The sequence below is a fragment of the Pseudomonas sp. Irchel s3f10 genome, assembly GCF_900187515.1.
Taxonomy (GTDB): domain Bacteria; phylum Pseudomonadota; class Gammaproteobacteria; order Pseudomonadales; family Pseudomonadaceae; genus Aquipseudomonas; species Aquipseudomonas tensinigenes.
Map to the genome: position 1 here is coordinate 788,590 of NZ_FYDZ01000002.1, position 14,483 is coordinate 803,072.

Annotated in this window: 9 protein-coding genes and 1 other RNA gene; 6 read left to right on the forward strand and 4 right to left on the reverse strand. The window is 56.8% G+C overall.

Going from position 1 to position 14,483, the window contains the following annotated elements; genetic code table 11:
• The first annotated feature begins 134 nt into the window (after nt 1–134).
• The 6 genes from CKW17_RS08800 to ssrA all read left to right on the forward strand — a co-directional run bounded on the left by CKW17_RS08800 (nt 135) and on the right by ssrA (nt 6,783).
• Nucleotides 135–959, forward strand: a complete 825-nt coding sequence (locus tag CKW17_RS08800) for a (Fe-S)-binding protein (protein ID WP_095119539.1) — start codon at nt 135–137, stop codon at nt 957–959.
• Nucleotides 956–2,410: a LutB/LldF family L-lactate oxidation iron-sulfur protein gene (locus CKW17_RS08805; protein WP_095119540.1), complete on the forward strand. Its 1,455-nt coding sequence runs from the start codon at nt 956–958 to the stop codon at nt 2,408–2,410. Before CKW17_RS08800 ends, CKW17_RS08805 begins: the two co-directional genes overlap by 4 nt.
• The gene (locus tag CKW17_RS08810; RefSeq protein WP_095119542.1) at nt 2,410–3,081 is read left to right on the forward strand and encodes a lactate utilization protein; all 672 of its coding nucleotides are present in this window, start codon (nt 2,410–2,412) and stop codon (nt 3,079–3,081) included. Before CKW17_RS08805 ends, CKW17_RS08810 begins: the two co-directional genes overlap by 1 nt.
• Complete coding sequence (locus CKW17_RS08815) at nt 3,078–5,888, forward strand: FAD-binding and (Fe-S)-binding domain-containing protein (protein ID WP_095119544.1); 2,811 nt, start codon at nt 3,078–3,080, stop codon at nt 5,886–5,888. The genes CKW17_RS08810 and CKW17_RS08815 overlap by 4 nt, the downstream gene beginning before the upstream one ends.
• A 131-nt stretch (nt 5,889–6,019) precedes the next feature.
• Nucleotides 6,020–6,298, forward strand: coding sequence for a hypothetical protein (locus CKW17_RS08820; protein ID WP_095119546.1), 279 nt, complete (start codon nt 6,020–6,022; stop codon nt 6,296–6,298).
• A gap of 96 nt (nt 6,299–6,394) precedes the next feature.
• Nucleotides 6,395–6,783: a transfer-messenger RNA gene (gene ssrA, locus CKW17_RS08825) on the forward strand.
• A 146-nt stretch (nt 6,784–6,929) separates the two neighbouring features.
• Here ssrA and CKW17_RS08830 read toward each other — a convergent pair.
• Genes CKW17_RS08830 through CKW17_RS08845 form a run of 4 tightly spaced genes read right to left on the reverse strand, consistent with a single transcriptional unit; the run spans nt 6,930 to nt 14,387 of the window.
• A complete protein-coding gene (locus tag CKW17_RS08830; protein ID WP_095119547.1) occupies nt 6,930–7,841 on the reverse strand; it encodes a restriction endonuclease in 912 nt (303 codons plus the stop codon).
• Nucleotides 7,842–7,870: 29 nt separating this feature from the next.
• On the reverse strand, nt 7,871–11,071 hold the full coding sequence (locus tag CKW17_RS08835; protein ID WP_095119549.1) for a type I restriction endonuclease subunit R: 3,201 nt from the start codon (nt 11,069–11,071) through the stop codon (nt 7,871–7,873).
• The gene (locus tag CKW17_RS08840; RefSeq protein WP_095119551.1) at nt 11,071–12,411 is read right to left on the reverse strand and encodes a restriction endonuclease subunit S; all 1,341 of its coding nucleotides are present in this window, start codon (nt 12,409–12,411) and stop codon (nt 11,071–11,073) included. The genes CKW17_RS08835 and CKW17_RS08840 overlap by 1 nt, the downstream gene beginning before the upstream one ends.
• Nucleotides 12,408–14,387 carry a class I SAM-dependent DNA methyltransferase gene (locus CKW17_RS08845; RefSeq protein WP_095119552.1) on the reverse strand — a complete coding sequence of 660 codons (1,980 nt, stop codon included), beginning with the start codon at nt 14,385–14,387 and terminating at the stop codon, nt 12,408–12,410. Before CKW17_RS08845 ends, CKW17_RS08840 begins: the two co-directional genes overlap by 4 nt.
• Nucleotides 14,388–14,483: the final 96 nt, after the last annotated feature.

Genomic DNA, 14,483 nt, shown 5'->3' on the forward strand with positions numbered 1-14,483 from the left:
GAAAAAACCGACGCCGATCCGTGATTTCGGCGTCAGCAATTCACAACCCGGTCTGTAAGGCTGCTGAAAGCAATTCTCTCTATATTCAGCAGCCGCAACAGACGGATAACCGGGCCCACCCGGAGACACGCCTGATGAGCGAGCTTTTTTACAACGCCGTGCCAAACGCGACCCGTGTGGCACCGCCACTGCCCGAACCTCGGCAATACCCTAGCGAGAAACCGTCGCGGGTCTACCTGTTCGGCACGTGCGTGGTCGACCTGTTCTACCCCGAAGCCGGGATGGACGCGATCCACTTGCTGGAGCGCGAAGGGATTCGGGTCGAGTATCCGCAAGGGCAGAGTTGCTGCGGGCAACCGGCCTACACCTCGGGTTACACCGAGCAGGCGCGGACGGTAGCGCGCTCGCAACTGGCGCTGTTTGCCGGGGATTATCCGGTGGTGGTGCCGTCGGGTTCCTGCGCGGGCATGCTGCGTGAGCATTACGCAGACTTGTTCAAGGACGAGCCGGACACGTTGAAACAGGTTCAGGCCCTCGCGGCCCGCACCTATGAACTGGCAGAGTTTCTGCTGTTCGTCTGCAAAGTGCAGCTCAAGGACAGCGGCGAGCCGGTCAAAGTCGCGCTGCACACTTCGTGTTCGGCACGTCGCGAAATGAACACCCACCTGCACGGCCGCGAGTTGTTGGCGCAGTTGAGCAACGTGGAACGCGTCAACCACGACCACGAAAGCGAATGCTGTGGCTTCGGCGGAACATTCAGCGTCCGTATGCCAGACATTTCCGGCGCGATGGTGGCTGACAAGACCAAAGCGTTGAAGGATTCCGGCGCGCACAAGGTGTTGAGTGCCGACTGTGGCTGTTTGATGAACATCAACGGCGCATTGGAGAAACAAAAAGAAGCGCTGCGCGGGCAACATCTCGCCAGCTTTCTTTGGCAACGAACCGGGGGTGCGCAATGAGCACTTCCGCGATTATTCCTACGGTCGCCGTAGAAGAAAATTTCCGCACCCGGGCACACAACGCCTTGGGCGATCAGCAGCTACGGAACAACTTCCGTACTGCCATGGACTCACTGATGGTCAAGCGGGCAGCCGCTTTCAGTGATGCCCACGAAAGAGAACATTTGCGCGCACTGGGCAATTCGATCAAGGCCCGCGCGCTGTCCAAGTTGCCCGACCTGCTCGAGCAACTGGAACAGAACCTGACCCGCAACGGTGTGACAGTGCACTGGGCGGAAACGGTGGACGAGGCCAATGGCATCGTCTTATCGATCATCCGCGCTCACGAGGCGCGGCAAGTGATCAAGGGCAAATCGATGGTCAGCGAAGAGATGGAGATGAACCATTTCCTCGAGGCTCAAGGCATTGAATGTCTGGAGTCCGATATGGGGGAATACATCGTCCAGCTCGACCACGAGAAGCCTTCACACATCATTATGCCGGCGATCCACAAGAATGCCGGTCAGGTCGCGTCCTTGTTCCACGACAAACTTGGCGTGGAATACACCAAGGACGTTGACCAACTCATTCAGATCGGTCGCAGAGTCCTGCGGCAGAAATTCTTCGAAGCGGACATCGGCGTCTCCGGTGTCAACTTCGCCGTCGCCGAAACCGGCACCCTGCTGCTGGTGGAAAACGAAGGCAACGGGCGCATGACCACCACCGTGCCGCCGGTGCACATCGCCGTCACCGGCATCGAAAAGGTTGTGGAAAACCTGCGTGACGTGGTGCCGCTGCTGTCACTGCTGACGCGCTCGGCGCTGGGCATTCCGATCACCACTTACGTCAACATGATCTCCGGCCCGCGCAAGGAGCACGAACTCGACGGCCCACAGGAAGTGCATCTGGTGCTGCTCGACAACGGTCGCAGCCAGGCTTTCGCCGACAGTGAACTGCGTCAGACCTTGAACTGCATCCGCTGCGGCGCCTGCATGAACCATTGCCCGGTATACACCCGCGTCGGTGGTCACACTTATGGCGAGGTGTATCCGGGACCGATTGGCAAAATCATCACGCCGCACATGGTTGGTCTGGCCAAGGTTCCGGATCACCCGAGTGCTTCGTCGCTGTGCGGTGCCTGCGGTGAAGTGTGTCCGGTAAAAATTCCGATCCCGGCGATCCTGCGGCGCCTGCGCGAAGAAAACGTCAAAGCCCCGGACAGCCCGAATCAAGTGATGCGCGGTCAGGGCAGCAAGTATTCGCGCAAGGAACGTTTTATCTGGAACGCCTGGGCCAAGCTCAACAGCTCTCCGACGCTGTATCGATTGTTCGGTTTCTTTGCCACGCGCCTGCGTGCACTGACCCCGAGCAACGTTGGCCCGTGGACGCAAAATCACAGCGCGCCGAAACCAGCCGCACGCTCGTTGCACGACATGGCCCGCGAGCATCTGGCCAAACAGGGAGACCGCTGATGAGCGCCAAGCACAATATCCTCGGCAAACTGCGGAAAAGTCTGACGGGAACCACACCGATTGCCGACGACTTCGATGTCGATCTGGTGACGCAGCCCTACACCTACAGCGCCGAACAACGCATCCCGCAACTGCGCAAATTGATGGAAGCGGTGCACACCGAAATCCACCTGACCTCGGGCGACGAGTGGCCGGCGCTGCTTGCGCAATTGCTGCGTGATCGCCAGTTGCCGAGCCTGTTGATTGCACCGACTACCGCCCACGGGCAGAAAATCGTTCAGCACTGGGCGAACAATCCTGACCTGCCGACACTGAAATCCTACGACCGTCCGATGGAAGAGTGGAAAGCCGAGCTGTTCAACGACACCCCGGCCAGCCTCACCGGCACCCTTGGCGCGATCGCCGCTACCGGCAGCCTCATCATTTGGCCAACCCGCGAGGAACCACGGTTGATGAGCCTGGTGCCGCCGGTGCATTTCGCCCTGCTCAAGGCCAGCGAAATCCGTGACAACTTCTATCAGGTGCAAGTGGAATTCGAATGGGCCCAAGGCATGCCGACCAACGCATTGCTGGTGTCCGGCCCTTCGAAAACCGCTGACATCGAGCAAGTACTGGCTTACGGCGCCCACGGTCCGAAAGATCTGGTGGTTCTGATCCTGGAGGACCAATGACGCTTCCAGTGAATTTCCTGCATGATGCGCAACAACTGATTCCGGCCGAGCGCCGCTTTGATGATCCGTTATCGACTCTGGCCTTCGGCACTGATGCAAGTTTTTATCGACTGATCCCGAAACTGGTGATCCGCGTCGAGTCCGAAGACGAAGTGGTGGCACTGCTGAAACTGGCTCAGCGCGACCATGTCCCGGTGACCTTCCGTGCGGCCGGCACCAGCCTGTCCGGTCAGGCGATCAGCGATTCCGTTTTGATCGTGCTTGGGGATAACTGGAACGCCCGCGAGATTCGTGGCCAAGGCATGCAGATTCGCCTGCAACCGGGAGTGATTGGCGCACAAGCCAACGCTTGGTTGGCACCGTTCGGGCGCAAGATCGGCCCGGATCCGGCGTCGATCAACGCCTGCAAGATCGGCGGCATCGTTGCCAACAACGCCAGCGGCATGTGCTGCGGCACCGCGCAAAACACCTACCACACGCTGGCCGGGATTCGACTGGTGCTGGCCAATGGCACACGTCTGGATACCGAAGACGCTGCCAGTGTTGCAGCGTTTCGCTCAAGCCATGGCGATTTGCTGGAACGTCTGGCGACATTGGGCCGCGAAACCCGCGCCAATGCCGAACTCGCCGCACGAATCCGCCACAAATACCGTCTGAAAAATACCACCGGCCTGTCGCTCAACGCCTTGGTGGATTTCGATGAGCCTGTGGATATCTTGAGCCACTTGCTGGTTGGCTCCGAAGGCACCCTCGGCTTTATCAGCGCGGTGACCTACGACACAGTGATCGATCACCCGAACAAAGCCTCGGCGCTGATCGTGTTTCCGGATGTGGAAACCTGCTGCAACGCGGTCACCGTACTGAAAAGCCAACCGGTGTCCGCCGTAGAACTGCTGGATCGGCGCAGTCTGCGCTCGGTGCAAGACAAACCGGGCATGCCCGCTTTCGTACAACAGCTGTCGAACAATGCCTGCGCGCTGCTGATCGAATCCCGCGCTGCGTCGTCCACTTTGCTGCAGGAACAACTGGCGCAGATCATGGCGTCGCTCAGCGGTTTCCCGGTGGAGAAGCAGGTCGACTTCACCGAAGACCCCGCCGAGAACGCCAAGCTCTGGGCCATCCGCAAGGACACCTTCCCAGCCGTCGGCGCGGTGCGCAAAACCGGCACCACGGTGATCATCGAAGACGTGACCTTCCCGGTTGAACAGCTGGCCATCGGTGTGAACCGCTTGATCGAGTTGTTCGACAAACATTCCTACGATGAGGCGATCCTTTTCGGACACGCGCTGGAAGGCAATCTGCACTTCGTCTTCACCCAAGGCTTCAACAATCCGGAAGAAGTCGCACGCTATCAAGCGTTCATGGATGACGTCGCGCAACTGGTCGCAGTGGAATTCGGCGGCTCGCTGAAAGCCGAACACGGCACCGGCCGCAACATGGCGCCGTTCGTGGAACTGGAATGGGGCAGCGACGCCTATCAGTTGATGTGGCAGCTCAAACGTCTGCTCGACCCGAATGGCATTCTCAATCCCGACGTGGTGCTCAGCGAAGATCCGCAGATCCACCTCAAACATCTGAAGCCGCTGCCGGCGGCGGATGAGATTGTCGATAAGTGCATCGAGTGCGGCTTCTGCGAACCGGTCTGCCCATCGAAAGGACTGACCCTGAGCCCACGCCAGCGCATCGTGATCTGGCGCGACATTCAGGCGAAAAAACGTGCGGGCATCGACACCCGCGAACTGGAAGAAGCCTACGAGTACCAAGGCATCGACACCTGCGCCGCCACCGGTCTGTGCGCACAACGTTGCCCGGTAGGCATCAATACCGGTGAGCTGGTGAAAAAGCTCCGTGGCCGACACGCCACGCATCAGAAAACCGCCGATTGGATCGAAGGAAATTTCGCCAAGACCCTGCAAGGCGCACGCTTCACCCTGCACGTGGCCAACGGCGCGCGGATGATGCTCGGCGCACCGCGTCTGGCGAAACTTTCGGCAACGATTACACGGCTGTCCAAAGGTCAGGTGCCGCTGTGGACGAATGCGATGCCGCAACCGGAAAAAGCCATTCGCTTCAGCCCCAGCGTGTCGGACGAACGTCCGCGCGTGGTGTATCTCGCAGCGTGTGTCTCGCGAGTCATGGGGCCGGCGGCGGGTGATAAAGAGCAAATGTCGCTGTACGACAAAACCCGTGGCTTGCTGGAGAAGGCCGGTTACCAAGTGGTCTTCCCGGACAACCAGGACAACCTCTGCTGCGGCCAGCCCTTCGCCTCCAAAGGCTATGCCGAACAGGCCGAACACAAACGTCAGGAGCTGATCAGCGCGTTGCTGCATGCGAGTCGCGGCGGGCTCGATCCGATCTATTGCGACACCAGTCCGTGCACATTGCGACTGGTTCAGGACGTAGGAGAAACCCGTCTGGATCTGTACGACCCGGTGCGCTTCATCCGTACGCACCTTCTTGATCGATTGGACTTCACGCCTCAGGACGCACCGATTGCGGTACACGTGACCTGCAGTACGCAACATCTGGGCGAAAGCCAGGCGTTGATCGATCTGGCGCGCAAGTGCAGCAAAACGGTGGTGATCCCGGAAGGCATTCACTGCTGTGGGTTTGCCGGCGACAAGGGCTTCACCACACCTGAGCTGAACAGCCACTCGCTGCGCACGCTCAAGGACGCCGTGCAGCATTGCAGCGAGGGAATTTCCACCAGCCGCACCTGTGAGATCGGTCTGACGCAACACGGCGGAATCAACTACCACGGGCTGGTCTATCTGGTGGATCGCGTGACCCGGGCGAAGGCCTGCTGAAGAAAAATAGAACCCTTGAGTTCGGCTGTAGTCCACAGATTAACCCCGACTGATCGGGGTTTTTCTTCCATACGGTTGCCCGTTTCGACGGCCAGCGAAGTCTGGACCCCACTCGGTTCAAGGAGATACACATGAAACGTTCTGTACTGTTAGGTCTGTTCGTTACTGCATCGATGATGGCTTCCGCTTCGTTCGCCGCTGACAAGCCTGCGGACCTGTGTGATGCCAATATTCAGACCATCAATAATATGAAGGGTCAACTGTCGGCCAAGCCAGAACTGAGCCAAAAGGCTGAAGCCACTGTGACCAGAGCACACGACCTCAAGGCTAAAGGTCAAATCGATAACTGCGTTGCGGAAACCTCGCAACTCATCTCGGACCTTCAAAAAGCAGCCGGCACCAACAACTGATCAAAACCCAGGCCAACCTTCGGGTTGGCCTTGTGGGCCGATTGGCGTACACTGCACACGCTTGTTGCTCAAACAGATGTACTGAGCAATGAGTTCGGGGCCGTTTAGGATTCGACGCCGGTTGCGAAACTCTAGGTGCATGCCGACTTGGTAACAGAAGTCGTAAATCCACTGTTGCAACTACTTATAGTTGCCAATGACGACCAATACGGTGTTGCTCTCGCTGCTTAATTGCAGCTGACAATGCTCCTGGTACCTTCGGGTCCAGCAATCATCAGGGGATGTCTGTAAACCCAAAATGATTGTCATATAGAACAGAATCGCCGTGCAGTACGTTGTGGACGAAGCGGCTAAAACTTACACAACTCGCCCAAAGCACCCTGCCCTTCGGGTCGCTGAGGGTTAATTTAATAGAAACGGCTACGCATGTAGTACCGACAGCGGAGTACTGGCGGACGGGGGTTCAAATCCCCCCGGCTCCACCAAATAAGCAATACAAAAAGGCACTCAGCGTTTATCGCGAGTGCCTTTTTTGTGCCTGCCAGAGCCGTTGCGGGTAGGTAAAATGCTAGCGTTATGATTACTCTCGCAGCTACGCCAGACTTCGTTTCCCCCTGTCACAGCAATCGATTTACTCTCCCGCGAAATAATCACTGTCCAGCTGTTTCACCTCGTAAACCTGCTTAACGCTGACGCCCAAATTGTTCTCCACCATTAGCCGCGCCAGCTCAACGCCATCAATCAGCACAACTTTGATATCCAATCCAAGCGCGGCAGTGCGGGCTCCATCGGAGAACTCCGAGGTGGTGATAAACACCCCCTTGCGTGCACGCTGGCGAGTCAGTGCGCCGATAAATTTGTCGATCTCCGGACGATGCACCGTGTTGGCCCAACGCTTTGCCTGAAGGTAGATCACGTCAAGGCCAAGCTTGTCTTCTTTGATGATGCCGTCGATACCGTCATCATTGGTCGCCTGAGTCGCTTTTCCGGCCTCCTTGCGCGAACCGCCGTAACCCATAGAGATCATCAGATCGACCACCAACTGTTCGAAGAAGCTGGGGGTGGCCGCCCGGACTTGCGCCAGCAGTTCCTCTACGAGGGATTGCATCAACGCCTGATGCGCATCGGCCAACTGCTCGTCTGGGGTAATTTCGGCAATATCAACACTCAGCATGGCGGGTGCGTCAACAGATTGAGGCTTGGCCGTATGGAAATCCGCAAACTCGGGAAACTGCTTTAACCAGCTCACCGTGATTCGCTGCGGCCCCTTGGCCAAAGCATCGAGACCGCGCGGGGTGATCTGCACCATGCCCTTGGCTGGAATGCAGAGCAGCCCCGCCTTGTTCAAATAAGTGCGAGCCCAGCCTACGCGATTGTTAATCACCGTCTGATGACCGGAAGGCAGGCGTTCCTTACGTTCGTCCTCGGTCAGTTGAAACTGATCCGCCACCCGCTCACGCAACTCATTGAGCGGCAGCGACTCACCGTTTTGAACGGTGCTCAGCACTGGACGCATCACGCTTTGAAAATCCGGAATTGCCACAATTACTCCCTATCCCTGCTCGCAGCTTTCTAGTCGCCGCGCACGCCGCTGTCATCGAGGGCTGCGGCTGTCTTCAGCATCTTCAAAATCACCAGTGCAAAAGCCCGGCTCTTCGTTTCGTTATCCAGCACTTCCAGCGAGAGCTTCTCATGGTCGGTCATAGCATCCAGCACGGTGTCCAGCACCCGTTTGGGAAACAAACCGTGCATCACCTGATCAACCGAATGATTGTTCACTTGGGCCATCACATCTTCCTGACGACTGATGCGCTGGGCGATGCCAGTGAGAAATTGCAGTTGATCATCATCGCTAACTTCAGCACCGAAAATATCGTTCAATGCATCAATGATTTCCGACAAGCGCTTCTTCTCTGGGTCATGGGGCTTCCCGCTACCCACATCACTGCCAGGTTTGAGAGTGTATTCGCCAGTTTCCTCGTGCAGGCGCAGCTGGTGTTCGGCGCGCTTACTCAGGCGGTAATGGCTCAACTGCAACTCGCCCACATCCACGTCGTCTTGTAGCAGGCGATCTACTCGCAAGAGCGGATGTAGGTGCTTTGCGTACACACACAACTGCTCCAGCTCACGATCCTCGTAAGGTACTATCTGCGAAAGAAACTCGTACAGGCGCACAAAGCCTTGCAGGTTCTTGCGGAACAGGTCGAGCTGATCAACTTGCTCACCGGCTTCTTTCAGCGCGTGCTCGGCTTTTTTCAAGCCAACGCTATCCCCAGTGGTTTCGGCGATTCGTTTGTAATCCAACGCTTGCTGTCGTGACTCCAGCGAGAAGGCATAACGCTTGGCAAAACGTTCTTTGGCCGGCACACAGTAATAACTGAGCTTGCTGGCTTGCGCCTTGGGGTCGAAGAAAGCCAAGGCAAATGCTTCGACCTCTTGCCAGTGATAGATGCCCTCGGCATCCAGCGTCTTCTGCAGGTCATAGATGATCTGCGGGTCGGTCACATCAGTCAGCTCGGCCTTGGTGTAGTAAGGCAAGAAGGCGTCGAGAATATCCTGCGGCTCGTTGAAAAAATCGAGGATGAAGGTTTGCTTGCTGTCACCGAAAGTACGGTTCAGCCGCGACAGGGTCTGTACGCAATCTACCCCCTGCAGCTTCTTATCCACGTACATAGCGCACAGCTTGGGCTGATCAAAACCGGTCTGATACTTGTTGGCCGCGATCATCACGTTGAAGTCTTGGGTGTCGAAAGCGTCCGCCAGATCTCGGCCATTCAGGCCCGCGTTGAGCAGGCTGCTGTTTTCTGTCACCTCTTCGGGGATAACTTCATCCGGTAACACACTGCCGGAGAACGCCACCAACGGGTGCACATCGCTGTAACCCATCTGCTGCACATAGGTTTTCAATGCCAACTGATAACGAACCGCTTCTTGACGGCTGCTGGTCACTACCATTGCCTTGGCTTGACCATTGAGCAGACCGCGGATATTGGCGCGGAAATGCTCGACGATTACCTCGACCTTCTGGCTGATGTTGTACGGGTGCAAGCGCACCCAGCGTGCCAACTTGATGCGGGCCTTTTTGCTATCCACCTCGTCGTCTTCGCCATCCGGGTGGGCGATCTTCCAGGCAGTGCTGTAGGTAGTGTAGTTGCGCAGCACGTCGAGGATAAAACCTTCCTCGATGGCTTGACGCATGGAGTACAGGTGAAACGCCTCCGGCTTGTTGCTGGCACTGGCTGGCAGCGCCGGGTCGGCCGGGCGACCGAACAGCTCCAGAGTCTTGGCTTTGGGCGTTGCAGTGAATGCGTAGTAACTGATGCGCTCATTGGGTTGGCGCGCTTGTACGGCGGCATCCAGTAACTCTTCGGCGCTGACATCTTCCGCCTCCAGAGCATCGCTGCCGAGAATCTGTTTCAGCTTGCTGGCCGATGAGCCGGTTTGCGAGGAATGTGCTTCGTCAGCGATCACTGCATAGCGCCCGCTGGCCAGCTTGGGGTACTTGTCCAGCGCGTCGAACAACGCCGGGAAGGTCTGGATGGTGACGATGATGATGCGCGTCTGTTCAGCCAGCGCCTCGGCTAGTTGCTCGGACTTGCTTTGGTTGCCGACATCCCGGCTGATTGGTTTGACCACACCCTGGGCGTGCTCGAACTGGTAGATGGTGTTCTGCAGCTGGCTATCCAGCACTGTTCGGTCGGTGACCACGATCACTGAGTTGAACAGGCGCTGACTGGCATCGTCGTACAGCGAGGCCAGTTGATGCGCGGTCCAGGCGATGGAGTTGGACTTGCCTGAGCCTGCGCTGTGCTGAATCAAATATCGCTTGCCCGGCCCTTCGGTGCGGGTGGTATCGATCAGCTTATTGACCACTTCCCATTGATGGTAACGGGGGAAGATCATCGTCTCCTTGGTCACCAGCGTGCCGTCGAAGCCTTCACTGATTTTTTTGTCCACATGGAGAAAGCGCCCCAGCACCTTGAGCCATGCATCTGGCTGCAACAGGCGCTGCCAAAGGTAGCTCGTGCCGTATTGACTATCGTCCTCAGGCATCGGGTTACCCGCACCACCTTCCGCGCTGCCGAGGTTAAACGGCAGGAAGAAGGTGTCTTTACCCGCAAGTTTGGTGGTCATCGCCACTTCGTTCTGGCCCACGGCAAAGTGCACCAGCGCACCACGTTTGAAAGTGAGCAGTGGTTCGAGTTTGCGTGTTAGCGGGTCTTTTACCGGGCGGTCATTGCGGTACTGGCGTTTGGCGTTTTCCACCGACTGCTTGAATTCGCTTTTCAACTCCAGCGTGGCGGTGGGGATTCCGTTGACGAACAGCACCAGATCCAGACGCGGGTCGTAACTCTGTCCGCCCTTGCCAGCCTCGCGCGCATGCGGTGAGTAAGAAACTTCCGGCACCACGCGCAAACGGTTGCAGTGGTAGCGTTTGAGGGTATCCGGGTTCATGCCGTGGTCGGGCTGGAAGCTGCATAGATCCACCTTCACAGCCGGCAGCTTAAAGCCATGGCGCAGCACATCCAGGGTGCCGCTTTGCTCCAGCTCGCGCACCAGCTTTTGCACCAGCACATCATCCGGGTTGTTCGGATTGGCCTTGGCAAACTTTTCCCAACGCTCCGGCCAGGCGTCTTTGAAGTACCCCAGCACATCTTCGGTATACAGCGCCGTGCGGCGGTCAAAACCGCTGGCGGTGCCGACAAGCCAGCCTTGGGCGGCCAGGGCGTCGATAATGTCGCGTTGAAACTGCGCTTCCTTGCTGTCCGCCATTACACGGCCTCTTGTACTAATTCGGGAGTTGGCACGCTGGCCGGTGGCTGCCAGCCGCGTACGTCAATTTTGCCGGTTACGGCGGCGGAGATAAGGGCGGAGCGACGCTCTTGGAGAAGTTGTGCAAGCTTCATAGCATTGTCGATTAGCTCGTCAAATCCATCGACATTTCTATTCAAGAATTCGACTATGGAATTTTGTTCATCTATAGACGGTAAAGGCGTTGGAATTTCCGCAATTGTTCGCAGCGAAAGATTATAAATAGTCGTCCCGGTAAGCTGGTTTTCAAAGAAGCGCTTAATCTGCTCTGAGGAAAAAAGATATAGGCAAAATCTTGGTGAAAGTGACTCAGTACAATTTATATAGGCTGCACTTTTTCCTAAGATCACCGGCTCGCCACTGTAGAGCGCTAGGTTTCCTATGGTGCCATTAATAGAGATAAGGACTGTGCTCGAGTCAAGCAACACTCGATGTTTTAAAAACTCTTGGCGATTAACTTGCCGAGTTGTTGGGGAGATGGTAATGGCCCCTCCCACAAGATTATTCCCATTGATAAAAAAATAATCACCCGCATCGTCATACTCTGGGGTGGAGTGCAAACCATCACCGATCCTAGTGCTGTGGTATTTGAGGCGAGAAACATTCCAATGTGCAGGCACCTCGCCCAGCCACTCAACGCCGGAGTCTTTCATCGGTACCATCGGATTGAGGCCTTTGGTGACGACGTGAGAGATCACGGCCTGCCGTTTTTCCTTGAGCAGTTCGATCAGGCGCTGCTGCTCTTCGATCAGCGCGTCGATACAGGCGGTTTCGTGGTCGAGGAAACGGGCGATTTGGGTTTGCTCCTGACATGACGGCAACAGAACTGACATGCGTGAGTGCTGCTGTGGTTCCAAATCCCACTGATTTACCCGAATACCCTTCGAATTAGCCAAGTAACCAGCGATGTATTCGTTACATCGGAAAAGGTAGTGGAGATATTGAGGAGCTTCTGAATGACTTGGTGCATAAACATGGTAGGCCGGACTGACAATACCTTTGTAACTAGATATACCAACAGAGCCCTGCCACGCCTTCATTTTATTGATTGCTAAATCGCCAACCTGAACAAGCTGGTAAGCACCCAAATCGTCCGAAGGCTTATTGAAATTATCATCGCGAGAGGCTTTAGGAATGACACCATAGTCGCGATATACAGAGAGCAACTGCTCGTCGGGGAAACCCGTTAGTTTATGCCTTCGAAACAACGCCCAGAGAGGTTTAATGCTCCAGCCTTCAGGGAAATGCCCCAACCAATCAATTCCAGAATCCTTGTAGTCTGGATACGCAGAAAAACTCATGCCGACAGCCCCTCAATCATCTGCTTGATGCAGTCAGTACAGGCTTTCAGATCGCGGTCGATCTCGGCCAACGGGCGCGGCCGCTGGAACACATAGAAATGGCGGTTAAAGGGAACCTCGAAGCCTACAATGCCGACCTTGCCGTCCTGCGCATCGGTCTTGCTCTCGTCGATCCAAGCATCCGGCACATGGGGGATAACTTCGCGCGCAAAATACTCGTACACCGACTCGCCCAGCGGCACGTTCTCGTTATCGCGCAGGCCAGCGTCGGCTTCCGGGTTGCCGTTGGTCGTGCAGATATCCGCCTCGGGATCGCGCTCGCTTAGGGCGCTCATCAGGGCTTTAAATTCCGGCGTACTTAGGCTGACACTGTGCGCGCTGAGGGCTTTTTTCAGCAGCTTACTGAACTGCTCGCGGTTGCGGAGCAACACGTTGGCGTCCATTGCTTGCAAGGCGACCAGCAGCTGCTGCTGAGTGGCGCTGTTGAGTTTCTGGATAGCTTTTTCTTCCTGCACCTTAGCAAGGCGTTCGGCGCTGGTCTGGAAGTTCAGGCGCAGCGGGCGTTCGACGGTGATACGCCGGTAGCCGAAGGCGTCGATGGGGAAGATCTTGCTCTGTGCGGTTTGCTCGAAGCTTCCATACAGGCGCACCAGCTCGCTGATTTGATCCTCGGTGATGTACTGGCGCTTGCTACCCAGCGACTTGCGCATTTTGGCGTAGTGCTGGCTGCCGTCGATCAACTGCACCTTGCCCTGACGCGCAGCGGCTTTGTGGTTGCTAAGTATCCATACATAGGTGGCGATGCCGGTGTTGTAGAACATGTCCGTCGGCAACGCGACTATGGCTTCGACCAGATCGTTCTGCAGCAGGTAGCGGCGGATCTCCGACTCCCCCGACCCCGCACCACCGGTGAACAGCGGCGAGCCGTTGAGAATGATGCCGATGCGTGAGCCACCGTCGCGCGGGTCACGCATCTTGCTGACCAGGTGCAGGAGGAACAGCAGCGAACCGTCGGACACGCGCGGCAGGCCAGGGCCGAAGCGGCCGTCGAAGCCCTTGTGGCTGTGCTCGTCGGTGATCTGCTTTTGCACCTTCTTCCATTCCACGCCGAAGGGCGGGTTGCTTAGCATAAAGTCGAAGCGCTTGTCGGCCAGTTGGTCGTTAGACAGGGTGTTGCCGAGCTTGATGCTGGCCACGTCCTGACCTTTGATCAGCATGTCCGCCTTGCAGATGGCATAGGACTCGGGGTTGAGCTCCTGGCCGTGCAGCGACACGCTGACCTTCTCGCTGATGGACTGGATGTACTCATCACCCTCAGACAGAAATCCGCCTGTTCCCGCGGTTGGGTCATAGATGGTAACGATGCTGTTTGGTTCGAGCTTGTGGTCCTGATCGGTGATGACCAACGATGTGGTGAGGTGCACGATATCGCGCGGGGTGAAGTGCTCACCGGCGGTTTCGTTGGAGCTTTCCGCAAACTTTCGGATTAGCTCTTCGAAAATAATGCCCATGCCGAAGTTGCTGATGAACTCGGGGCTCAGATCAGTGGCGGCGAAGCGCTGCACCAACTGATATAGCAGATTGGCGGTTTCCAGTTGCTGAACGAAGTCTTCAAAGTGGAAGTGCTCGAAGATCTCGCGGGCATCCTTGCTGAACGCCTGCACGTAGCTCATCAGGTCAGCGGCGGTTTGGGTGTCTGACAGGGTACCGAGGGTCAGTGGCGAGGCGTTGAAGAACTGCTGTCCACCTGCGGCCCGCATCATATACATATCACGTACGGTGTCCGGGCGGCCTTCTTGAGCATAGAACTCGCGAACCACCGCGTCCTTGTTTGGCGCCAGAACACACTCCATGCGCCGTAACAGAGTGAATGGCAGGATGATGCGGCCGTATTGTGATTGCTTAAAGTCACCGCGCAGCAGATCGGCAATGGACCATAGAAACGCGGCCGTCTGGGAATGATTTTCCGTGTTCACGCAATAACTCCTTGGAGTACGAGCAAAACCGCAAGTCTAACATCTGAGGGTGCTCATCTGGAGCGTGCGCTTTAGGTTGCGAACTCTCGCCAAACC

Bases quoted from the DNA above. Each gene is read 5' to 3' on its own strand.
- CKW17_RS08810 (WP_095119542.1), top strand. From the start codon at position 2,410: ATGAGCGCCAAGCACAATATCCTCGGCAAACTGCGGAAAAGTCTGACG.
- CKW17_RS08800 (WP_095119539.1), top strand. From the start codon at position 135: ATGAGCGAGCTTTTTTACAACGCCGTGCCAAACGCGACCCGTGTGGCA.
- CKW17_RS08840 (WP_095119551.1), bottom strand. From the start codon at position 12,411: ATGAGTTTTTCTGCGTATCCAGACTACAAGGATTCTGGAATTGATTGG.
- CKW17_RS08805 (WP_095119540.1), top strand. From the start codon at position 956: ATGAGCACTTCCGCGATTATTCCTACGGTCGCCGTAGAAGAAAATTTC.
- CKW17_RS08820 (WP_095119546.1), top strand. From the start codon at position 6,020: ATGAAACGTTCTGTACTGTTAGGTCTGTTCGTTACTGCATCGATGATG.
- CKW17_RS08835 (WP_095119549.1), bottom strand. From the start codon at position 11,071: ATGGCGGACAGCAAGGAAGCGCAGTTTCAACGCGACATTATCGACGCC.
- CKW17_RS08815 (WP_095119544.1), top strand. From the start codon at position 3,078: ATGACGCTTCCAGTGAATTTCCTGCATGATGCGCAACAACTGATTCCG.